Genomic DNA, 21,675 nt, shown 5'->3' with positions numbered 1-21,675 from the left:
GGTGCCTGCGCGAGGGCCAGGTGCTGAGCCAGACGCGGCCCGAACCGCGTCGCCTTTGATGGCGAAGGATTCGAACGACCCCGACGGAGCCCGGGGAGTCTCGAAAAGAGCTCGCGCTCTCAAACTTCCTCCGAAGGGCTTAGCGTGAGCCGCCGGTCGTCTGCGAGTCTTCGCTCGGTCTTACAGGTGTCTCCAGGTACACCGGAGTGAGCTTAGTTACCACTGGACGAACATCGGCATGACCACGTGGACGTAGCCCGGTTCGCTGATGCCGTTTTCGTCCACGGGGCGGAAGACGCCCTGGGATGACGGAGAGGTCATTTCGAGGGCGACGGAGCCGCTGAGGACGTTCAGGACGTCCTGGAGGTAGCGCGAGTTGAAGGCGATCTTCGAGGCGTCCCCTTCGACGCGGGCATCGACCTTGCCTTCGTTGTCCCCAATTTCGTCGGCGCGGGCGCTGATCGTGAGCTGGCCGGGCTGGCCGCCTTCGCCAGGTGCAAGCTGGAGTCGGATGATGCCGCTCCCGTCGCGAGCGAAGATGGCGGCGATGCGCGTCTCGCGCTTGAACTCGTCGACGCTGACGGTGGCCTTGGTGGTGTATTCGGCCGGGATCAGCTGGTTGTAGTTCGGGAATGTCCCTGGATGAGCTGGGCGACCATTTCGACGTCGGTCATCGCGAACAGGACCTGCGTGCGCTGCGGGTTGATGCGCATCTCGACCTGTTCGTTGGATTCGCCGACGAGGCGGGATAGTTCGCGGAGGGCGCGGCTGGGGATGATCACTTCGACCGATTCGCTCGGGGATTCGGCGAGCGTGATATCGGCGACGGCCAGGCGGAAGCCATCGGCGGCGGCCAGGGTGAGGCGGACGCCATCGGTCTTGACGTGGACGCCGGTGAGGACGGGGCGTGAGTCGTCGGTGGCGGCGGCGAACTCGACGCGTTCGATGGCCCGGCGGAGGGCCTTGGGGTCGAAAGCGAGGGTGACGCCGTCGCGCAGCTCGGGGATGCGGGGGAAATCCTCGGAGTCCATGGCGTTGATGGTCGAGTCGTTGCGGGCGCATTCGAGGCGAAGCTGGCGGCCATTGCCGGGGACTTCGATCGAAACGGTCGCCGGTGGGAGCTGCGAGACGAAGTCACCGATCAGGCGAGACGGGACCGTGGTAGCGCCTTCTTCATCGATCTTGGCGCCAATCCAGGCGCAGATCGAGATATCCAGGTCGGTGGCGGCGAGCTTGAGCCGGCCGCGGTCGGTCTGGAGGAGGACGTTCGCGGTGATGGGAAGAGTCGAACGCGCGGCGACGGCGCGGCCGACGATGGTGAGGCCGCGCTGGAGGTTTTCCTGGAGGACCTGGACTTTCATGTGTTCACCCGCCTGATCCATTTCAGGGATTGGTTCGTAGTATAGGAATTGCGAAGGTAGCGGGACAAGGAGAGTGATCATCCGCTTAAGCAATTATCCCGAATCAATCACAGTACATAATGATCGAAGAAGTCGACAGGATCTCGTGAGAGTCGGTCGATTGGGGGTGCGGGCTACTGCCGGACGGGCCAGCGCGGGCAGGTTGTGGCGTATTCCCGGCCGGGGAAGTATTTCGTCCACTCGGCCTGGGTGAAGTTGCGGCCGGCGGCTTCGCAGGTCTTTTCCGCCCAATGCGCGATGTCGAGGTCCCAGACCACTGTCGCGTTGTCGTTGGAGACAACCAGGTACGAGCCATCGGGCGCGAGGAAGACGCCGTCGGGCCTGCCAGCCGTCCCGCTCGGGAGCCAGTTGAAGCTGGATGCGATCGATTCGCCGGTCTGGAGATCCCAAAGCGAAACGCGGGCGGTCGCGCCGAACTGGGCGAGCGCCATCAACCTACCGTCATCCGTAAATGAAACGCGGGCGAAGGCGCCGTCGTTCTTGGGCATCGCGCCCTTCAGTACGCGCGTCGGCTCAGCCCCATCGCCGAGAGCGAATTGGTCAGCGGTGAAGATCTTGATGTCCGTGCCGTCGCCCTCAACGATCCAGCCCTGCTGACTGCCGTCGAGAAACGACTGGCGCCCGAACTGTCGGGTCGTGAGAAGCCTTGGGGTGCTCCCTGAAGTCTCCCACAACGCAACACGACCAAGCTCCGAGGCGATGGTGAGCGCGGGGCCGCCGCCGGCCGCGAAGGTGGAGAATGTCATCGCGCCGAACCCCTGACCGCTGGTGGGCACGAGGAAGCTGCTCTGCCGTTTCAGGTCGCCGGCTTCGAAGCTCCAGATTTCGATCGTGGTTTGCTGGCCACTTCCGGGGGGTGGCCCGCCCAGCGCGAGGAGCGGAAGGTTCGGGTGGAAAGCCACAACGATGCCAGGTCCGCCAGCCCTATCAGCGTTCGCAACGGGAATCGGCTGGCCGACGGGCATCCCGGTTTCCGCGTTCCAGAGGACCACCTTGCCCGAACACCCGGCCTGGTTGCCACGCGGGCAGTCAGTGTTCGCTGTCGCGATGTACTTGCCGTCCGCGCTCACGATCGGGCTAATCGCGGTCAGGCTGAAGCGGTTGTTCGCCGCTGTGCCAACGTTGACGCCAGACCGATTGAGCAACGTGAGCCCGGGCAGCGACCACCGGGACCACGACCCATCCGGCGATTGCTTCACCATCCACGAGCCGTCCGGGGCGAACTCGGACCGCCCGACGCCGGTGGACAGGCTTTGCGCGTTCACGAGGCCATCACCGTTTATGGCCCAGTGATCGACTTCGTTGTGCGTGGCCGTGAAGCTAAAGTAGGTCTCGTCGTTTGCGCCGAAGGCGGTAAACACGCCGCCCGGCCCCACCAGGAACGGCGGACCGACCGGAGTGAGTTCCGGCACCGACATGACCGCGTACTTGTCTGTCGCCAGGGCGATGGCGGCTAGGGTGCCGTTGGGATTTAAGCTGAATTGCCCGGGACTGAAGAGGTCCACCTTCCCTGTTCCCAGCAGCTCTCCGGTCGCCGGGTCCCATGCCTGCAGGTTCCCGAAGCTGTAACCAGTGAGCAGGACGCTCCCGTCCTGGGACACGTCGTACCAACGGAGCGAGTCTCCCGTGGGCCTGATCATCGCGAGGAGTTCGAAAGTACTGGAGTCCAGCAGCGCGATCTTTCCCGCATCCGGCCCAGCCACGAGATCGGCGACGTGCGTGCCGGTGGCGTCGAAGTAGAAGTTCGGCGTGAACTGCAGGGCCGGAAGCGTGACTCTGCGTTCCGCCCCGAGGCCGCATCCACAAGGCGTAGGCTTTGGCAGCAACCGATGTGAGGCTGCCTTCCGGAGGATCGCCACCTCCGGGTGCCCTGTCCCGAACCCGCCGAGTTGTTCAGTATCCTTGTCCCAGGAGATGGTCCTCACGAGTTCCAGCTCGGGCACCGTGTAGATGTTTACGCCCGTTTCGCCGGCGGGCGCTTTCGCGGCATGGGGAACGAGCCCACTGGAAGGGAACCAGAGCGCGGTGTTCGTGGTCAGGCCGGGGAAGCTGCGCACGCTGGAGACCACCGCGTGCGTCGATGGATCACGCAGTTCCAGCAATCCGGACTGCGTCGAGAGGGCGACGTACTTTCCATCGAGACTGGGAAAGTACAGGGCGACCAGCGATTCGCTTGGGTGGATGGCGCCGAGCCACCGGGGATCGTCGCCAAGGACGCGGTTCATAAGGCTACTGGTTCGCGGTCCCGGGGCGAGGTCGTAGGCCTGCCGCGCGAGCAAGAAAGCCAGGCTGCGGTCGGGTTCGAGGAGGAGCGGGATCTCGGTCTCCAACCGGGCCAGAGTCGCTTCGAGGGCAGACGCTTGGGCGGCGTCGCGCTGCGCGTTCGCGTCGACCGAAGCCGCTTCGGCGCGCGCACGGTGGTCGTTCGCACGGTTCCATTGCCAGAGGGCGATGCCGCTGACCAGCGCGGCAATCACGACGAGCCCCGCGAGCCCTGAAGCCAGCAGGCGCAGCCGCCGGAACCGGGTGGCGTCTCGCAGGCGCTCCTCGTCCTGTGCCTTCAATGAGGCGCCGAGGAACTCGCGTTCTTGTGTGCTCAAACCGGCGCCGGCACGTTGCGCCCATTCTGACGCCGCCGCGAGCCGCGCTCCCCGGTACAACTCGTCCCGGTCTCGTCCCAGCCGGTCCCACGATTCCGCCGACTGCGTGAGGTGGCGGAGGATGCGATGGCTTTCGCGGCCCTCTTCCAGCCATTCGCGGAGGCGAGGCCACTCGCGGATGAGTGCTTCATGGGCGACTTCCACCGAGTCCGCCGACATCGTCAGCAGGCGGGCCTCTGCGAACTTCTGTGCCAGTTGGTACGGGTCGGCTCGCCCCTCCGAGGGCGAAGAGAGCTCGATGAATGCGACCCGGCGACGTGTCGGTTCCGCCCCCTCACCGAGGACCGTGAGGCGAAGCATCAACTCCTGACAGGCGGCCCGCTCGCCGGGCTGTAGCTCTGCAAACACGCGCTCTGCAGTTTGCGCGATAGCGCCGCGGATGCCTCCCGAGCGGAGGTAACCTGCGAGTGCGAGCGTCCGCCCGGCGCGGATCTTCCACGTTTCGTGGAGCGCGTGCGAGAGCAACGGAAGTGCACCGGGCGCGTCGCCGAGGTCGGTGAGGATGCGTTCGGTCAGCTCCGGCTCGATTGCCAACCCCGCGGCCCGGACCGGACCTTCGATAGCATCGCGCAGGTCGGCCGGAGCGGGCGGGCCCAGCAACATGTGCCCCCGTTCGAGCATCTGCGCGATGCCTGGGAGGCTGCCGAGTTCGCCGTAAAGGTCGGCCCGCACCGCGAACACGGGGATCACACGCTGGGGGTCCGCTGCCATCGCATGGGCCAGCAGCGCGGCAAATTGGCGCTGTTGGCCACGGTCGTGGCACATCGTGAAGAGTTCTTCCATCTGGTCGACTGCCAGGACGAGGCGGAGAGAGTCGTCGTCCTCGCCGCGGCCGGCGTAGCGGCCCGCGAGGTCCAGGGCTCGAGGGTCCGCTTCCAGGTCGTTGAGGATGGCGATTGCGGAGACATGCTCGATCGCAGCTAGCCGCGATGCGAGCTCGGCGAGGGGGTCGGCCCCGGGAGACATCACGATGTACTGCCACTTTTCGCTTCCGGGGATGGCGCCTGCGCGCAGTGCGGGAAACAGCCCGGCGCGGATGAGGGAAGACTTCCCGCTCCCGGAGGAGCCGACGATCGTGGCGGTGCCCGATGACGCGACGCGGTCGAGCGCCCGGGCGATCGCCTCCTGGCGCCCGAAGTAAACGTCCGCATCGTCGGCGGTGTAGGCGCGGAGGCCCGGGAACGGCGAACCCTCGCGAAGCGAGCCGGCGTGTTCCTCCCCGTCTTCGAGCTGACTGGCCGCATCCACCCTCAAAGTGAGGCGCGCCCTCGCTGCAGCCTCCGTCCGGTTCGAGACGCCCAGTTTGGTCAGGATGTTGTGGACATGCCGTTCGGCCGTTGGAAGGCTGATGGTCAGTCGCTCGGCGATCTGTCGGTTCGTCCGGCCCGCGCCGATGAGTGTCAGCACTTCTCGCTCGCGTGCCGTCAGGCCCCGCAAGTCCAGGGAAGCTTCGCCTCGCGCGCCGGAAGTTCGTTCAATCGCCATAGAGGATGAGCGCCATTATGGGCGCCCACCGCAAGCGAAGAGATCCACGATTCCGTGTATCTCCGCGCCGAAATACACAGTTCCAACCCACGAAACCGGCGATGCCGGCCCCAATGGGCTCGGAAACACTCTCGGGAGACCAGCGCTCACGCCGCTGCCGAGGTTTCTGATGGCCGACCACCCAAACGAAGTCCATCCATGGCAAAGGCGCGCATGGCAAATTGCCGCGGTTGCCGAAGGGTCGGTGCTCGCCGGCCTCGTCGTGGCCGGCATACTGCTTGTCGCGACGACGGGACGATCTCGTCCTGAAGCCGCAGCGAACGAACCGTCCGAGGTGTCCGTCGTCCGCCTTGGCCCGAATACGCAGCTACCGCTGGCAATCAACTACTACATCGTCGATTCGGAAGAGACGGCGTCTGACCTCCGGCTCGCGCTCGCGTTGGGGAACAACGTGCGGTATTCAGTCGGTCTTTCGCCAATGCGCGATGAGGTCATCGTGGTCGCCGATGCCGAGGAGGCGCTGTTTGTCGCCGAGTGCCTGGAAGAGGGGAACCGCATCCTTGCCTCGTTCAACACCGTAGACCGGGTGATAAACCTCGCCACCTGATCGATGCAGGGCGCCGCGGCGTGGGGTAGAGGCCCCGCGTCCCAGCCATCGGCGCTCTCACCCCTGCTGTGGGGACAGGGTGTGGTCGTCTCGAGGAAGCGAGCCACCACACCCTGTCCTCCCCCTCCACCCGTTCACACCCAGCGCCGGCACGCGGCCGTCGGCCCCGCTGCGCTAGACTTCCGCGGATGCGCTACGCCGCGTTCCTCCGCGCCATCAACGTTGGGAAACACAACCGGATCACGATGGCCGAACTGCGCGCTCTCTGCGCTGAGGCCGGCCTTGCCGATGTCTCGACCTATCTCCAGACCGGGAACGTCCTGTTCGAATCCGGGCTCGCCGCCGAAGATGCCGCCACGGCCATCGAGGATGCGCTGGTGCAACGCGGGCTGAGGAACGCGCCGGCCGTTGTGCGTTCGCTGGAGCACCTCGAAGCCACCATCGCCGGCAACCCGTTCGCCGCGTTTCCGGCCGAGACACACTCAAGGTATGTGACGCTGTTCCGGGAGACGTTGCCTCCGGATGTGGTTGCGGGGGCGAACCGGCAGTTCCACGTCGTCGCGGTGCAACAACGAGAGATCCTCACGGCCGCGCCGTTGGAGCGGCCGCAGGGGCTGGATATCAACGGCTGGCTTTCGAAGCAGGTCAGGAGTGAGGGGACGACACGGTACTTCCATGTGGTCGAGGAAGTTGCGAGGCTCCTGCGGGGATAGGCTCAGCCGCCCTGGTTCAGGAGGACGGGGTCGAAGCCCTGCATGCCGCGAAGAAGGTTGACCTCGCCGCGGTGGCCATTCAGGTGAATGACCAGGTGCAGGTTGATGGATTCGCCGAGCGTTTCGGTCTTGTCGCGCATCTGGACCTGGCGGGAGGCGAGGTCCGCTTCGCTTATGGAATCGAGGAAGGCGGTGGAGAGTTCGGCGACCTTCTCCTGGTAGCTTCGGAAGGCATCAAGCGAGGCGATGTGAATGGCTCGCGCGTCGTCGTTGGATTGGCCCGTGCCGAAGCCCTTTTCGGGGAGGCCGGTCTTCGCTGCCCAGCCACCGGTGTCCCATTCGGCCGGTTTGCCCTGGAAGAGCTGCTGGAAGAAAAGGTCCTCGATGCGGACGCCGTGCCACATGCACCAGGCAATCGAGTGGGACTGTCCGTCAGGGACGAAGTGGAGCTGCGCGTCCGTGAGGCCATCGGGCGCGCCCTTGAACCCCCGGTGGATGAAGTCCAGGGTCTGCTTCATGAAGTCGATCGATGACATGGGCACTCCGTCGGCGAGGGTGTAGCGCGCGGACTATACCGCGCGCTACACCGCTGTGTTCATGCCTTGACTTGCGACTAATCGAGGACGGCCGCTTCGACCGAGCAGATGGGCGGCAGATTCTGGGTCACGAGCTTCCAACTGTCGCCGTCGTTGGCGCTGACCCAGAGCTGCCCGGTGTTGGTGCCCATGTAGAGGCCCGCGCTTGGGAGCGTGTCGGTGCAGAGTGAGTCCCGGTAGACGCCCATGAAGGCCTGCTCCTGGGGAGTCCGGCGGTCATGGGCTGCCAGGTGGCGCCGGCGTCACTCGTGCGGAAGACCCGCAGCTTGAACTCGGGCGGGCAGCGCAGTTCGCCGCCCTGGAGCGGGACGACGTAGGCGGTATCGGGGTTGTGCGGATGGGCCGCCATGGACATCCCGAAGTCCGACGGCAGTCCGGCGGTTATTTCGGTCCAGTGGCTGCCGCCATCGTCGCTGCGGTAGGTGCCGGCGTGGCTCTGGAGGTAGAGCCGGTCGTTGTCGCCCGCGGCGTGGGCGATCTGGTGGACGCACTGGCCGGCTTCCGGGTAGAGGGGAAGGTTCGGGTCGAAGGCGGCGCCGGGGTCGCGTAGGTTGTCATTCACCGCCTGCCAGCTGGCTCCGGCGTCTTCTGTGCGGAAGACGCCGCCTGCTGAGATGGCGGTCCACATCCGGGACTTGTCCTTCGGGTCGAGGACGACGGAGTGGAGGATCAGTCCGCCGGCGCCCGGGTTCCATCGTTCCCTCGTGGGATGGGCGCTGAGGGCCATGTTCTCGACCCAGGTATCGCCGTTGTCTTCGGAGCGGAAGAGGCTGCCGGGCCGACGCCGCAGTACATCACGTTGGGCTCCGAAGCGCGCCCGGGCTGGATGTGCCAGCAACGTTCCATGATGACCGACTCCTGGAAGAACCAGGGTGTGGAGTCACCTGGTGCCGGTTTGGGGTCGCCCGCGAAGCGCGGGCTGGCTTTCGCATCGGTCCAGGTTTCTCCCATGTCCCGGGAGAAACGGATGGTGGGCCCGAACCACGGGTCGTTCGCTGTTGCGAAGATGGCGCCGGTGCGAGGGTCCATAACGGCGTGGTTCACATCGAGTCCGCCGACGAACGGGCCGGCAATAGCCCACTTGTCGCGGGCCTGGTCACTGGTTAGCGAGAACACGCCTTTCCGCGTGCCGACAAGGACATTCACTTTAGCCATGTGTGGTCACATTCCTCCGGCGAGGGATTGTGCACCAAGTATCAAAAACCTAAAAGTGCCAGTGTCACGCTCAGGCAAAGACGGCATGAAGCAGTCCTGCGCCAACGCCGGCGATCACCAGCCATGCACTGTTCGGGTTGAGGCGGAGGAGGACGGCGACGGCGGCTGCGAAGAGCCCTGTATACCACCCGTCCAGGACTTCGAACGCGAGGCGCAGCGTGACGACGGCCATGAGCGCCAGGGCCGCCGCGTTGACGCCATCGAGGAAGGGCGCCGCCCAGGGAGAGCGGCGTAGCCGCGGGACCAGCGGGTGAGTTGCGGTGACGAACACGAAGGAGGGAAGGAAGATGCCGAGCGTCGCCACGACGGCGCCGCGCCAGCCGTCGATCACGTAGCCGGCGAAGCCGCCGTGCTGAACACCGGTCCGGGGGAACTGCCCGGCGGAGATCGCGTCGACGAGTTGGGCCTGCGTCAGCCAGCCACGGTGGTCGACGAACTCTGTCTGCATGAAGGAGAGGAGCACGTAACCGCTGCCATAAAGGAGGGCGCCGATCTTGAGAAAGACGAGGAAAAGCTCCCACGCCGAAACGCCGGGTGTCCCGCTTGCCGCCAGCGCCACCGGGGCGACGGCGAAGTTCCGCCGGAATGGCCCCTTCTTCCCGCCTTTTCGTGGATTCGGGAGCGGCTGCAGGTTCTTCCGGCTCTGGGCCGTGAGGAGGCGCACGGCGGTGTGCATGGCGAGCATGGCGAAACCGGCGCCGAAGATCAGAGGCACTTCGCCAACGCCTGCCGCTGCGGCGAATGCAACGACGAACACCAGGACGAAGGTTTCGACGCCCTTGAGGGCCGCCGGTCTAAGCCCCCAGACCGCCTGCGCGATGATGGCCAGCATGAAGGGTTGGACCCCCAGGATGATGCCCGCTCCGGCCGGAGTGGCGCCGTAGCGCACGTATGCCCAGGCGAGGGCGATGGTCAGCGCCGTCGCGGGCAGGATGAAACAGAAGCCGGCCGCCCAGAGGCCGCGCCACCCTGCGCGCGTCGCCCCAGGTGCATGGCCATCTCGGTCGAGTTCGGGCCCGGGATCAGGTTCGTTACGCCGAGCATGTCGACGAGTTCCTGGTCCGTTGTCCAGTGCCGTTCACGAGCGAGTTCGCGCCGCATGATCGCGATGTGGGCAGCCGGACCGCCGAACGCGATCACTCCCAGGCGGAGGAAATACCACGAGACTTCGGCGACCGAGCCGCGGACTGTTGTCGTCACGCCGCAACCTTAGCTCCTCTTGTGAGGTTGGGACGACTGCGGCGGCGGGCCTGGCGGCCGTCCGGGCGAAGGGTCTGCCCACGTCGTACTCTCGCCTCGATTCGACGGTGGTTCAGTCGAAGATTTGGAAAATCAAGACACATATTGATTTTCTTAAACGTTGTGTTAGTATCCCATCACTCAGGAGGGACCCTCATGACCCCACGCTCGCAATCTCCGCTTGGCGCCCTCATCCAGAGAGGCCTCGAAGCTGTTGGCGCTCGCGGTCCCGGGCCCTTCGACCCACAGAAGGCATCCTCCTTCTCTGAGACGGTCGAAAGCTTCGCCGGCGGTCTGCTCGTCGCGACGGGATACCGCGAAATTGCTGACGACCTGAGCCTCGAAGCGGTCGCCCTCCTGGGTTCGGCCACAGTCGCGGGGCTGAAGGTTATCCAGGCCGCGGAGCCCGGGCTTTACAAGCTCGAAGACGCGCTTTACGCCTTCGAAGACCTCCTTCGGCGCACTGCGCCGGTGCGGGTTTAGCCCGGTGGTGCTCAACACTGGTGCGCCGCCGGTGCTTTCCGTTTCCGATCTTGTCAAGCGTTACCGCACCGGTACGGTCGCCAACGATGGGATCAGCTTTTCGCTCCACCCGGGGGAGATCTACGGGCTCCTGGGACCGAACGGCGCCGGGAAAACGACACTCGTCCGCCAGGTCCTCGGCGTCCTCCGGCCGACTGCGGGGACGATCACCCTCGCCGGTCGGGATGTCGTCGCAGACCCGGGCTTCGCGCGCAAGAACGTGGGCTTCCTGCCTCAGGGTCAGTTCGACTTGCTGACACTTCGCGTGGGAGAACTGATCGAGTTCTCAGCCCGGCTGCGAGGGATGGACCCCCGTAGCGCGCGGGTCCGCCGGGATGAACTGATCGGGCAACTGGACCTCGGCCAGTTCGCTTCCACATCGATGCACGCGGCATCCGGCGGGGTACGGCGACTGGCAGGATTCGCTGCGGCAATCGCGGCTCCGGCGCGCCTGCTCGTGCTCGATGAGCCAACGAACGACGTTGACCCGATCCGCCGCCAGTTGCTCTGGAACTCCATGGGCGAACTCGGTGAGCAAGGTGCGACCGTGCTTCTTGTGACGCACAACCTGGCCGAGGCCGAAAGGTTCATCGATCGGCTGGCGATCATCGATGGGGGCAAGATCGTGCGGGAGGGGACGCCGGGTTCGCTGCGGTCGCTGGTGACAGACAAGCTGCGGCTGGAGACGGCGTTTCGGGGAGATGTTTCGCTCCATCCGGCACTCATCGCCGAGTCGATGGCGCCCGGACGATACCTGTTCGAACAGCGCGACCTCTCCGCCGTCAGCGCCTGGCTCAGCGCGGCCCGAGAGGCTGGCCTGCTCGCGGACTTTCGGATCGGGCCGCCGACGCTCGATGACATTTATGCCGCGGTCGTCGCGCCCCCGCGGGAATTGGAGGCTGCCTCGTGACTCCGATCCGCCAGTATGTCGATCTGCTTTCGGTGCAGCTCCGCTCCATGCGCGACGAGCTCTGGTTCGTCGCTATCCTCCAGCTCGCACTCTCCCTTGGGCTCGTGCTGGGCATGGGTTACCTGATCCCGGACGTTTCCGAAGTGACGGCGATGTACCTGGTAACCGGCACGGCGACGCAGGCCTTCGTCACGGTCGGCCTGGTAATGCTGCCGCAGAACCTCTCCCAGGCGCGGGCACAGGGGCGGATGGAGTACTTCCTCACGTTGCCAATCAGCCGCGAGGCTTATCTCCTCTCGCTGGTGACGGTGGTGGCCGTGATGGCGTTGCCTGGTGTCGCCTTCTCGCTCGCTTTCGGCGCGTGGCACTATGGGTTCTCGCTCTCTTACGACCCGATGTTTCTCGTGGTGATGGTACTGGCGGTGTTCTCGTTGGCGGGAGTAGGGGTCGCAATGGCCGTCTATATCCCTCACCAGCAGGCGACGAACGCCGCCACACAACTCATTATCTTCTACGTCCTCTTCTTTTCGCCCGTGATCCTCCCTTCGTCACAGCTGCCCGAGTTGCTGCAGCAGACGGCGAAGGCCGCACCACCGACCTATGCCGCGGACGCCGTACGGGCGACGATCACCGACCTGCCGAACACATCGCTGACGAAGGACATAGCGGTGATGGGCGGATTTGCGGTTGGATCCATCGCGCTCAGCGCGTTCGCAATTCGCAGGCGCGGGTAGCCCGTTCCGGGCCGCGCACCCCTCTCGCGATGCCGCCACGGCGCCCCCAACGCCGCGGCGGCATCGCCATTTCCCGGGCGAGGGCTTCCGATTGCCAGTAGCTGGTCCTCGCCGCGGATTCTCAGGGATTCTCCCCATTCGTGAGTTCACCAACGCACGAGAGGCCCCCCATCGGGAGGCCTCTCGTGCTCTTCTTGCGTTGGATGGACGGGCTCTGGTGCTAGCCCCGGATGATGCGTTTCAGCGCCCTCAAGCAGAGCCACGCGGTGATTCCGCTGGCGATGATGACCGGGACAGCGGAGGCAGGGTCGTGCGTCCGCTTGAATTCGGCGCGGCCATCACTGATCTGAATGAAGCCCAGGGGCGAGGCCATCACGCCGCCGCCACCACCGGAGCCTTCACCGATTTCGCCAGACTCGTTGCCCTCTTCGATCCCGCGGCCGCCGCCCCCGCCGAAGCCCCAGCGCACCTTCGCGACAGGGATCACGGTGATGCCTTCGCGCTCGACCGGCTGGCCGAAAACGGCGTGCGCACCCGCCTTGAGGCCGACGCGGTCGGCGAGGGCCTGGGCGAGGTCAATGCCACGGCCTCTTGCGGCTTCTTCGGCTTCTCGCAACACGCGGCTCAGGTCATCAGTCATTGTTCTACCCTCCGTGCGCGGCGCCTGAAGGGGCAGCCTGCGCCTACTTGAACCGGTAGGTGATCCGGCCCTTGGTCAGGTCGTATGGCGAGAGTTCGACAAGAACCCGGTCGCCGGTGAGGATCTTGATGTAGTTCTTGCGGATCTTTCCGCTGATATGCGCGAGAACCACGTGGCCGTTCGCGAGCTCAACCCGGAACTGGGCATCCGGTAGAGGCTGCGTCACGATACCCTCGACTTCAATCGCTTCTTTCTTTGCCAAACAGAGACACTCCCAAACCGAAATGTGATTGCCCTAACCCTACCACAATCGGCGCTCTTTCGAAGCACCGGCGAGTGTGTCCCGCGTCACGGATCGCGATACGCTGTGGCCGATGCCCCGCCCTCTCGCAGCTGTTATCACCCTCGGGTGCAAGCTCAACACCGCCGACAGCGAGGAGATCGCCAGGTCGCTGCACCAGGTCGGTTTCGATGTCGTCGACTCGGTCTGCGAAGCGGATGCGTTCGTCATCAACACTTGCTCGGTGACGCACGTTGCCGATGCGAAGTCCCGCAAGCTCATCCGTTCGGTGCGTCGGCTTGCGCCGCACGCCGCCGTAACCGTCACGGGCTGCTTCGCGCAAGCGGCCGGCGCCCAGGCCATCCGGTCTCTCGGCGTCGACTACGTGGCGGGCACGCGCGACAGCGATAAGGTGGCACTCATCGAGTTCCTGTTGCCCTATGCGAAGGCTCCAACTGCACCGGGGAGAGAGCTTCGAACCCCGATCAGGGGCCCCGCCCGTGCCTTCGTGAAAGCACAGGAGGGTTGCAACGATGTGTGCAGCTTCTGCATTGTCCCGCGCACCCGTGGCAGGGAGGAATCGCGCACCATCGACCGAGTCGCTGCCGAAGTCCAGCAAGCCGTTGATGCGGGCGCGTGGGAAGTCGTCGTAACGGGGACGCAACTCGGCGCCTGGGGTCGCGACCTGCTCATCCCCATGAAGCCACACCACCTGATCTCCGGGATCCTCGAACGCACGGAAGTCGCGCGCCTGCGTTTCAGTTCGCTTCAACCCCAGGACATGACACCGGAGCTGCTTGCGCTGTGGGGCGACCCGCGGCTCATGCCGCACTTCCATCTCGCCCTGCAATCTGGGAGCGAGCTCACGCTGGCCGCGATGAGGCGGCGTTACACCGCACGCGAGTTCCTCCTGGCGGTCGACCGGATCAGGGCGGCCGTGCCGGCTGCGGCAGTAACGACGGATGTGATCGCCGGTTTCCCTGGTGAATCAGCGGCGGACTTCGGTGCCACGATCGACCTGTGCAGGGAAGCCCGGTTCGCGCAGATGCATTGCTTTCCCTATTCGCAGCGCAGCCGCACGAGCGCTGCTCTCATGCCAGGCCATCTTCCGCCGGAGACGAAGAAGGAACGGATGCGGCGCCTCCTCGAACTCAACGGCGAGCTCGCCGCGGCATTTCGGCGGGAATGCGAAGGCTTGATCCGGCCGGTGCTATGGGAATCGGAGCGGGTCTTCGCGAAGGAGCCGGCGCTGGCGTTTGGCTACACGGACAACTACATCCCCGTGTACGCGGCGGCGGGCCGCACCAACCGGATTGCGCCCGTGCGACTGGGCGGGGTGTACCATGACGGGGTTCGGGGAAGTATCCCCGGGGAGGCCGTGTGAACGCACTTCGGCGCATCCTTCTCGTTTTCTACAGTCTCGTGCTGCTCGCCGCTCTCGGCGGCATCGGTGCGCTGGCGTGGAACCAGGACCAGCAACTCGACCTGGATGTGGAGGACCTCAACATCCAGGCGTTCATCGAAGCGGATAACGCCGAGAAGTGGGTCCTCACCGGGATCATCGCTGGTATCGGGCTGTTTGCCCTGATCACGCTATTGATCGCGATCTGGCCCCGCCGTCGGCCGTCGCGGGGAGCGCTTCGCATCCGCCAGACCGACGGAGGGACCGTCGAGGTGACTTCGGCAGCAGTAGAGTCGCTCTTGAAAGACGAGCTCGAATCGCTCCCGGAGATCCAGACCGCGAAACCGCGGGTCTCCCTCGCGGGTGGCGCGGTCGACACTTTCCTCGATGTCCAGATAGAACCGAGTGCCAGCATCGCCCATGTGACAAAGCTGATCGGCGCGACGGTAGAAGAGACCCTGCGCGACCAGGTGGGTGTGACTGCCGTTCGCCGGCCAGTGATCCGCATCAGCTACGACGAAATGGCCGCCCGTCCGGTCCCGGTGAAGCGGCCGCGCACGCCGGCCCCGGACCTCCGCCCCCAGCACGCGCCCGCCAGCCAGTCGGAGGCGCCGGCCACGGACGAGGCTGCCCGGCCGCCCGAGGCGCCGCGTTTCGTATCCCCGAATGATGAGGAATCGCCGAAGGCATGACCGAAGCTGACGCAATATCCGCGCCCCCGCCGGGCGAACTGCCGTGGGTGATGGAGGCGCTCCTCTTTGTCGCCGAAGAGCCGCAGCCGCTTACCGCGTTAGCCCGCGCCGCGGGGGTGAGCGATGGGGCCGCTCGCAAAGCGCTGAACCAGCTGAGCGCGGACTACGAGGCGCGCGGCCTTCGGCTCCTGGAAGACGGCCAGAAATACCAACTCGGCGCGGCTCCGGCCTACGCCCGGTACGTGGAGAATATGCTCGGCACCGGGCCGGGGCAGCGGCTCACGCGGGCGGCCCTTGAAACGCTGACGATCGTGGCCTACAAGCAGCCCTGCACCCGTGGCGAAATCGAGGCCATCCGGGGCGTGAACAGCGACCGGCTTGTTGCGATCCTCGAACAACGCGGTCTGATCGAGAACACGGGCACAGCTGAGGGTCCCGGCCGCCCGAAGCTATACCGGACGACGATGCGTTTCCTCGAGCACTTCGGCATCCGCAGCCCACGCGAGCTGCCGCCGCTACCGAGCGCGCCGGAAGAGCCTCTGGTCGAAGCCGATATCTGAACGGCTGGGTCCGGAGCGCTACTTCGCGATGAGCCGATAGATGGTGCCTTCGCTATCGACGGCAAAGTACAGCTCCCCGGCTTCGTCTTCGCCGAACGTTGTCACGCCACCGGGGAGTTTTCCGAGTTCGCTGGAAGTGATCTTGCCATCGGCCCCGCGGCTGAGCGCCCAGAGGGTGGCACTGCAGTAGTCGGTGAACAGGTAGCGTCCGGCGAGCGACGGGATCGCGGTGCCGCGGTAGACGTAACCCCCGGTGATCGAGCAGCCGCGGCCGTGGTCGTACTCGAAGACGGGCTTCGTGAGCCCCGTTTCAGCGCATCCGGCGGCAGGCTGGTAGCAGTGGTCCCCCTCCATGATGTTCCAGCCGTAGTTCAGGCCACCCTCGGCGCCAGCGGCCTGGAAGTCGACTTCTTCCCACTTCCCCTGTCCGACGTCCGCGATCCAGAGGTCGCCCGTCTTCCGGTCGAACGAGAAGCGCCATGGGTTGCGCAGGCCGTAGGCCCAGATCTCCTTCCTGGCCGTTGGGTGGGCAGCGAAGGGATTGCCGGGAGGGATTGTGTAGTCGCCTCCGCCATTGATGTCGATCCGGAGGATCTTGCCGAGCATGGCATTGATGTTCTGCCCGTTCCCATTGGGGTCGCCGGCGCTCCCGCCGTCGCCCATCGACATGTACAGGTAGCCATCCGGTCCGAAGGCGAGCATCCCCCCGTTGTGGTTGGGGTAAGGATCGGAGACGGCGATCAGGAGGTTGCCGGAATCCGGGTCCGCCGTGTCGCTGCCAGGCGGGACGGTCCGGTACTCGGCGATGGCGTTCTCGCCGCTTCGGGCGGTGTAGGCGACGAAAAACCGACCGTTCTTCTCGTACTCCGGGTGGAACGCGAGCCCAAGAAGGCCCTGCTCGTTGCTGCTCGAACGGACGATCGCAGAGATATCCAGGAACGGCGTGGCGAGTTGTTGGCCTTCCTTGAGGATGCGGATGATGCCGGACTTTTCAACGACAAAGAGCCGGTTGCTCCCGTCGGCGGCATTGGCGATGAACACGGGGCGGTTGTAGCCGGTGGCGAACCGTTGGCTGGCAACGGACACGGGCGACGGGTTGGCGCCGGTGCTCGTTGCTGTGGAGTCAGGAGCGAGCGTTGGTGATGGCTCAGCGAGGTCAGGCTCAGTGTCGTCGCATGAGGCCAGGAAGATGCCCGCGGCGACCAGTGTCGGGATAATCCAGTTTCGCATCAGGCGATATGGTCTCTGAAACAGCTGTTACGGTCGGTAAGGAATCACCGTCAAGTGCGCACTGAGCGCCTGGTCCGGACGAACTCGCGCACGGCGAGTTCATATCCGGCCGGGTCGGTATTCCAGGCCCGCACGTGGCCCGTCCCGGGGACTCGCACGTAGCGGACCAGGTCCGGTCGCCGCGCAGCGAATGCGTCGCTCAACTCGACCGGGACCGTCGCGTCGGCGTCGCCATGGAAGAGGAGGACCGGGACCTGCAAGTTCGGAAGTGTCTTCAGGTAGTCGAAATCCGTCCAGTTGAACCCGTAGCGGAGTGCCGCGAGACGGTTGGAGATTCCGAGGAACCAGATGGGCAGGCCTGCCCGCCGAGCGCCATGCTCGACCGTTGGGGCGAGATTCGACATCGGTGCATCAAGAATGAGGGCTGAAACAGCAGGCGAGTTCGCGGACTTTGCCATGAAGCTGAGGGTGATCGCCCCACCCATGCTGTAGCCGGCGAGGACGATATCGGAGGCACCGCGGGCGCGGGCGAAAGCGACAGCCCCATCGAGTTCCTCCCACTCGTCACGGCCGTAGCTGTACAGTCCGTTCGGCGAAGCCGGGACACCGAGGTCGTTTCGGTACGTGATAGCCAGGCAGTGGAGGCCAGACTCCGCCAGGGCCGGGATCATGCGTAAGGCCTCGCGGCGATCGGCGCCCTTGCCGTGGGTCATGATCGCCCAGGTGCTGGACGAACCCGGGATGTACCAGGCGGGAAAACTGCCGAGCGGGGAATTGACGCGCACATGCTCGAAGGCGAGCCCGAGCGCCTCGCGGGGGTCAGATGGGTGGGCGAAGCTATCGAGCCGAAGGTAGTCGCCTGCTCGGAGGTCCCCGCCGCCGTGACGGAATTCGCGGATCGCGATGAGCCCGTTCGAATCGATCACGCGGCCGGCATAGCCCCAGCCGCGGGCTCCCTGGAGGAGGAAATGGCCGGGTTCGCTGGCGGCGAGGTCGGGCGTCCGCGTGGCTCGGCGGAGCGTCACGGTCTCGTCGCTCACGGCAGTCACCTGGAGGTCCAGAGGGGGAGGCTTGCGGTCCTTTCCCGGATCGAAGCCTTCATAGCGCAGGCGGCGGGCGAGGTAGAACGCCGGCAGGCCGACTGCGGCGCCGGCGACGCCCCCGGCGGAGCCTGCGAGTGCCCGGTTTCGCATCGTCCCCTCCATTCACCCGTAGGGACGATGCTAACCCGCCGCATCCCCGCCTGCGAGTGACCAGGTCAGAAGATGGCCACCGGGTTTACCGGCGACCCGGTCCCTCCCCGGACATGCAGCGGGTTGATGGTCAAGAGGAACTCCCATCGGCCTTCTTCCTCGCAGGCCTGGGCGAGCGGCTCGAGGAAGGCGTTGTCGAGCAGTGGCATCCCCATGAAAACGATCGTCAGGACGTGAACTGAGAGCCCGGGGAATATCCGGTAGCCCGAGGGTGCGGCGTCCATCTGGTCCCACCCGAGGATGGCGGCATCCTTTCCCTTGAGGTAGGGGGCCGTGTCGGCGTGGAGCCCGGGCGAGGGCGCGACGCCAGGGACCGCCGCCGGGTTCGCGGCGAAGTACGCCGGCCGCCCTGAATAGACAAGGACCGCATCTCCCGGCCGGAGAGGCGTGCCCTGGGCGAGCGCTGCGTCCTCGATTTCCCAGGCACGCACTGGCCGTTCCAGCGTGACGTACGGTTCCCCGCGGAAGCGCGGGATGTCGATGAGGACACCACGGGTGGTGATCCCGGTCTTCCATGCATCGACTGAACCCGAGCGGGCGCCGAGGGGTGTGACATCCGTCGCGGGCTTGCCGTTGTACATCTTCCCTTCCCAGAAGATGTGGCAGAGCGCATCAACATGGGTCGTCGCATAGCCGTGGAAGAGGAGCCCGATGTAGTCGACCGAGAAGTCCGGCAGCGATCGAACGAAGTGCTGGGCGGGGTTCCAGTTCCCCGGTCCACCGACGGTGTTCAGGGGATACGAGATCGAGACGGCGCGTCCCGTCTTCACCAGGGCGGCGGCCTCCCGGCGCTTCTCGGGCGTGACATGGTTCACCGTCCCCGCGCTGTCGTCCGGGCCCCAGCGGCCCCAGTTGCTGCAGGCTTCGAGATAGCCTCGGACCTGTTCTTCGGTGGGCAGCGGCTCTTCGGGCATGGGGTCTTCCTCCGGTCGAATTTGCCAGCGAACTCTACCGCACTCGCCCGGAGCTGCCCGGGCCCTCTTAGAATCGCGCCATGCGCACCTTCATCACCGAACCCGAACGCCGAACGCCAGTCATCGCCGAGACCGACATCCTGGTCATTGGCGGCGGCTCGGCCGGATTGGCTGCGGCTGTAGCGGCGTCCCGCGCCGGGGCACGGGCGATGCTCGTTGAGCGCTACGGTTCCCTCGGGGGCCTGGCGACGAACGGCCTCATCATCCTGCTCCTGACGCTCGACGACGGCCGGGGCAAGCAGGTCATCGCCGGGCTCTGCCAGGAGATGGTGGACCGGCTCTCGGCGCGGAAAGCATGCCTCTTTCCCCCGAAAGAGGAGTGGGGCTCGCCGGATGCAGTGCTCGTGGAGAAGTACCAGCGGCTTGGACTCGTCTGGGGCAGCGGCCCCCATGTCGTCCGCTACTCGGTTGCCTACGACCCGGAGGAGTTCAAGTGCGAAGCCGACCTGATGGTCACGGAGGCGGGTGTGGACCTGCGGTTTCATCGTTGGGCGACCGGGGTTGTGAAAGACGGGGACCGTATCACCCACGTCGTCTTCGAATCGAAGGCCGGACGGGAAGCGATCGCCTGCAGCGCTGTTATCGACTGCACGGGTGACGCCGACATCGCCGTCCTCGCCGGTGAGCCGGTCGAATCGGAGCGGGTGCATCCGTGGCTCTGGTTCCGGACGGCCAACGTCGATGAGGATGCGGCGGAGACTTCCAAGCTGCGGCCCGGGTACTACAAGACCACTGGCGAGCACGGCTATCTCCATCCGTGGGGCGCCGCCGAGCGCATTGAACACGACATCGATGCCGCCAACCCGGACGACCTGACGTACGCCGAAGTCGAATGCAGGCGGCTTGTACGGGCCGAAGTAGATCGGCTGCGAGGAAAGGCGCCGGGGTTCGAGCGCGCCTACCTGGCAGGCTTCGCTGCCACTCTGGGTATCACCGAGACGCGCCGGCTGGTTGGCAAGCACATGCTTACGCGGGAGGAGATGGATCAGCCGCGCCCGGATGCAGTAGCCATTACGGGGAACTGGACGAAGTACGGCTCGACGTACGAGATCCCCTGGGCCTCGCTCATCCCCCAGGGGACGACGAACCTTGCCGTTGCGGGGCGTTGCATCTCGGCCGACCACAGGGCGCACCACGCGACGAAGGAGATCCCGTCGTGCTTCGCGACGGGCGAAGCGGCAGGGCTGGGGGCCGCCCTTGCGCTGCAGCATGGCGTGGCCCACCAGGGGCTCGATGTCGAGTCGTTGCGCGGCAAGCTCCGCGCGGCCGGCGCCTACCTGCCGTAGGGAGTGGGGGACTCATTGTCGGGGTCGCCTTCCAGCGTGCGGGAGCCGGTTGCGCGCGAGGCGGCGGACAGAGGCGGGTCCGTAACGAACGCCTCCAGGCGCGGTTCCGCTTCGACCGGAGCGAAGACGAAGTAGGCGTAGGCATGCGCCGCGACGGCGATCGCCCAGGCAACGAGCGGCCAGAAGAACCACGTGCTTTCGGCGAAGCGCACATCGATCACGAACAGCCCGATGTTTGTCACAACGAAGGCGAAGGCGTGCCCACCGAGGTGGCCGCCCAGCAGGTAGCCGGTGTGGAGGGCGAGGGCGATGCCCCATCCCCAGGCCGGCCAGACGACCCACCACTGGCCGTTGCTGAAGGCTGCATCGATGAGGGCGAGGACTGCCATTACCGCCCCGTAGAGGGCCATATGAAATGCCCAGATCCGCACCTGCAGAGAGCGCTCTCGACGGGCGGCATCTCCGGTGCGGCGGGCGAATGTGCCGGGCCAGCGCACGGCCGCCGTGAGCGCGCGGTCGAGGGCTTCGCCCTGAGGTTGGGGAGTGCTGGTCTCCGGCGACTGGAGGAGGAAGGTGTTGACCAGCCCGGTCGCCCAGGCGGTGACCCGCACCACGTAGAGCGAGGGGACGAGCAAGAGCACCCCACAACCGGCAGCGAGAATCGCTTCAGGCCCGGTATCGATGGTCCAGCCAAAGACCTGTTCGTGGACACCCAGGGCGACGGCGAGCGGCTCGAACACGAGGCGAAGCGCGAACAGCGCCGTACTGGAAAGCACGGCAAAGCCGGCGATCCCAAGGGGAAAGCGCACGACCAGGAGGAAGACCAGGGCACGCCACGTGTGCGCGTTGCGCAGTCGCGCCTTCAGGCGGGGCCAGCGCCAGCGGGTCCCGTGTTCGTTTCCGAATGGCAAGGGCCGAATCCGGGTGCCGAGAAGGGTGTTCGAAAGTAACCGCTCCGCATCGGCGGCGAAGCACCAGGCGTACATCGTGAGGAGGAGCAGGGGAATACCGACGACGGTGACGGCCAGGCCACCACCGACCGCGAGAAGCGTGACGAGCGCCGTCCACGAGGCGATACCGATCGGCAGCCCGAGGAGGAGATAGAGGAGCGCCGCGTAGGTCGACCATTCGGTGGCGATACCGAAGGTGCGCCGAAGCGGGTTTCGTCCGGATGGGACCGCTTCGCTCACTCTGATCCTCCAGGCGGGCCGGGGACCGGTCGCGCTGGCGGACATTCTCGCACGCTCGGCCGTGTC

At 65.9% G+C, this 21,675-nt stretch carries 21 protein-coding genes and 2 pseudogenes; 9 read left to right on the top strand and 14 right to left on the bottom strand.

Annotated features, from left to right (window positions below):
- Window positions 1–327: 327 nt before the first annotated feature.
- The 3 genes and pseudogenes from IPG14_RS13530 to IPG14_RS13520 all read right to left on the bottom strand — a co-directional run.
- Window positions 328–612: pseudogene (locus IPG14_RS13530) on the bottom strand (DNA polymerase III subunit beta); the annotation flags it as partial.
- Window positions 612–1,382 carry a DNA polymerase III subunit beta gene (gene dnaN, locus IPG14_RS13525; RefSeq protein WP_343392159.1) on the bottom strand — a complete coding sequence of 257 codons (771 nt, stop codon included), beginning with the start codon at window positions 1,380–1,382 and terminating at the stop codon, window positions 612–614. The pseudogene IPG14_RS13530 and the gene dnaN, both read right to left, overlap by 1 nt.
- Window positions 1,383–1,534: 152 nt before the next feature.
- Window positions 1,535–5,566 (bottom strand): LuxR C-terminal-related transcriptional regulator, encoded by a 4,032-nt coding sequence (locus tag IPG14_RS13520; protein ID WP_343392158.1) that lies wholly within the window; start codon window positions 5,564–5,566, stop codon window positions 1,535–1,537.
- A 169-nt stretch (window positions 5,567–5,735) separates the two neighbouring features.
- On the opposite strand from IPG14_RS13520, the gene IPG14_RS13515 reads away from it, so the two are divergent.
- Window positions 5,736–6,173, top strand: coding sequence for a hypothetical protein (locus tag IPG14_RS13515; RefSeq protein ID WP_343386075.1), 438 nt, complete (start codon window positions 5,736–5,738; stop codon window positions 6,171–6,173).
- Between the two features lie 188 nt (window positions 6,174–6,361).
- On the top strand, window positions 6,362–6,886 hold the full coding sequence (locus IPG14_RS13510) for a DUF1697 domain-containing protein (RefSeq protein ID WP_343387455.1): 525 nt from the start codon (window positions 6,362–6,364) through the stop codon (window positions 6,884–6,886).
- A 2-nt stretch (window positions 6,887–6,888) separates the two neighbouring features.
- On the opposite strand, the gene IPG14_RS13505 is transcribed toward IPG14_RS13510, so the two are convergent.
- From IPG14_RS13505 to IPG14_RS13485, 5 genes and pseudogenes are all read right to left on the bottom strand, one after another.
- The gene (locus IPG14_RS13505) at window positions 6,889–7,422 is read right to left on the bottom strand and encodes a DinB family protein (protein ID WP_343392157.1); all 534 of its coding nucleotides are present in this window, start codon (window positions 7,420–7,422) and stop codon (window positions 6,889–6,891) included.
- A 127-nt stretch (window positions 7,423–7,549) separates the two neighbouring features.
- Window positions 7,550–8,209 carry a hypothetical protein gene (locus IPG14_RS13500; protein ID WP_343392156.1) on the bottom strand — a complete coding sequence of 220 codons (660 nt, stop codon included), beginning with the start codon at window positions 8,207–8,209 and terminating at the stop codon, window positions 7,550–7,552.
- On the bottom strand, window positions 8,152–8,637 hold the full coding sequence (locus IPG14_RS13495) for a hypothetical protein (RefSeq protein WP_343392155.1): 486 nt from the start codon (window positions 8,635–8,637) through the stop codon (window positions 8,152–8,154). Before IPG14_RS13495 ends, IPG14_RS13500 begins: the two co-directional genes overlap by 58 nt.
- A 70-nt stretch (window positions 8,638–8,707) precedes the next feature.
- A complete protein-coding gene (locus IPG14_RS13490; protein WP_343392278.1) occupies window positions 8,708–9,373 on the bottom strand; it encodes a chromate transporter in 666 nt (221 codons plus the stop codon).
- A gap of 69 nt (window positions 9,374–9,442) precedes the next feature.
- A pseudogene (locus IPG14_RS13485) lies at window positions 9,443–9,837 on the bottom strand (chromate transporter); the annotation flags it as partial.
- Between the two features lie 255 nt (window positions 9,838–10,092).
- On the opposite strand from IPG14_RS13485, the gene IPG14_RS13480 reads away from it, so the two are divergent.
- The 3 genes from IPG14_RS13480 to IPG14_RS13470 are packed head-to-tail and all read left to right on the top strand — an operon-like array spanning window position 10,093 to window position 12,102.
- Window positions 10,093–10,419: a hypothetical protein gene (locus IPG14_RS13480; protein WP_343392154.1), complete on the top strand. Its 327-nt coding sequence runs from the start codon at window positions 10,093–10,095 to the stop codon at window positions 10,417–10,419.
- 4 nt (window positions 10,420–10,423) lie between these two features.
- Window positions 10,424–11,368 (top strand): ABC transporter ATP-binding protein, encoded by a 945-nt coding sequence (locus IPG14_RS13475; protein ID WP_343386069.1) that lies wholly within the window; start codon window positions 10,424–10,426, stop codon window positions 11,366–11,368.
- Window positions 11,365–12,102 (top strand): ABC transporter permease, encoded by a 738-nt coding sequence (locus IPG14_RS13470; RefSeq protein ID WP_343392153.1) that lies wholly within the window; start codon window positions 11,365–11,367, stop codon window positions 12,100–12,102. Before IPG14_RS13475 ends, IPG14_RS13470 begins: the two co-directional genes overlap by 4 nt.
- A 220-nt stretch (window positions 12,103–12,322) precedes the next feature.
- Here IPG14_RS13470 and IPG14_RS13465 read toward each other — a convergent pair whose 3' ends face one another.
- Window positions 12,323–12,742, bottom strand: coding sequence for a spore germination protein GerW family protein (locus IPG14_RS13465; protein ID WP_343392152.1), 420 nt, complete (start codon window positions 12,740–12,742; stop codon window positions 12,323–12,325).
- A 43-nt stretch (window positions 12,743–12,785) separates the two neighbouring features.
- Window positions 12,786–13,004 carry a translation initiation factor IF-1 gene (gene infA / locus IPG14_RS13460; protein ID WP_343386066.1) on the bottom strand — a complete coding sequence of 73 codons (219 nt, stop codon included), beginning with the start codon at window positions 13,002–13,004 and terminating at the stop codon, window positions 12,786–12,788.
- A 112-nt stretch (window positions 13,005–13,116) separates the two neighbouring features.
- Between infA and IPG14_RS13455 the strand changes: the two genes are divergently transcribed.
- From IPG14_RS13455 to scpB, 3 genes are read left to right on the top strand one after another with little or no spacing between them, the layout of a single operon-like run.
- The gene (locus tag IPG14_RS13455; protein ID WP_343392151.1) at window positions 13,117–14,406 is read left to right on the top strand and encodes a MiaB/RimO family radical SAM methylthiotransferase; all 1,290 of its coding nucleotides are present in this window, start codon (window positions 13,117–13,119) and stop codon (window positions 14,404–14,406) included.
- Complete coding sequence (gene amaP / locus IPG14_RS13450) at window positions 14,403–15,116, top strand: alkaline shock response membrane anchor protein AmaP (protein WP_343386063.1); 714 nt, start codon at window positions 14,403–14,405, stop codon at window positions 15,114–15,116. The genes IPG14_RS13455 and amaP overlap by 4 nt, the downstream gene beginning before the upstream one ends.
- Window positions 15,113–15,676 (top strand): SMC-Scp complex subunit ScpB, encoded by a 564-nt coding sequence (scpB, locus tag IPG14_RS13445; RefSeq protein ID WP_343386062.1) that lies wholly within the window; start codon window positions 15,113–15,115, stop codon window positions 15,674–15,676. The genes amaP and scpB overlap by 4 nt, the downstream gene beginning before the upstream one ends.
- 18 nt (window positions 15,677–15,694) lie before the next feature.
- On the opposite strand, the gene IPG14_RS13440 is transcribed toward scpB, so the two are convergent.
- The 3 genes from IPG14_RS13440 to IPG14_RS13430 all read right to left on the bottom strand — a co-directional run bounded on the left by IPG14_RS13440 (window position 15,695) and on the right by IPG14_RS13430 (window position 19,073).
- Window positions 15,695–16,906 carry a PQQ-dependent sugar dehydrogenase gene (locus IPG14_RS13440; RefSeq protein ID WP_343392150.1) on the bottom strand — a complete coding sequence of 404 codons (1,212 nt, stop codon included), beginning with the start codon at window positions 16,904–16,906 and terminating at the stop codon, window positions 15,695–15,697.
- A 50-nt stretch (window positions 16,907–16,956) separates the two neighbouring features.
- Window positions 16,957–18,099, bottom strand: a complete 1,143-nt coding sequence (locus IPG14_RS13435; protein WP_343392149.1) for a hypothetical protein — start codon at window positions 18,097–18,099, stop codon at window positions 16,957–16,959.
- Window positions 18,100–18,164: 65 nt separating this feature from the next.
- The gene (locus tag IPG14_RS13430) at window positions 18,165–19,073 is read right to left on the bottom strand and encodes a cyclase family protein (protein ID WP_343386058.1); all 909 of its coding nucleotides are present in this window, start codon (window positions 19,071–19,073) and stop codon (window positions 18,165–18,167) included.
- Between the two features lie 80 nt (window positions 19,074–19,153).
- Between IPG14_RS13430 and IPG14_RS13425 the strand changes: the two genes are divergently transcribed.
- Window positions 19,154–20,419: an FAD-dependent oxidoreductase gene (locus tag IPG14_RS13425; RefSeq protein ID WP_343392148.1), complete on the top strand. Its 1,266-nt coding sequence runs from the start codon at window positions 19,154–19,156 to the stop codon at window positions 20,417–20,419.
- Here IPG14_RS13425 and IPG14_RS13420 read toward each other — a convergent pair.
- Entirely contained in the window at window positions 20,407–21,609 is a 1,203-nt protein-coding gene (locus IPG14_RS13420; RefSeq protein WP_343392147.1) for a sensor domain-containing protein, read from the bottom strand. The two genes, IPG14_RS13425 and IPG14_RS13420, sit on opposite strands and share 13 nt — an antisense overlap.
- Window positions 21,610–21,675 lie beyond the last annotated feature (66 nt).

This window comes from Candidatus Amarobacter glycogenicus (assembly GCF_016704105.1).
GTDB lineage: Bacteria > Chloroflexota > Dehalococcoidia > Tepidiformales > Tepidiformaceae > Amarobacter > Amarobacter glycogenicus.
Note: the sequence above shows the minus strand (reverse complement) of the source record. Positions and strands in the feature narration are given on the sequence as shown.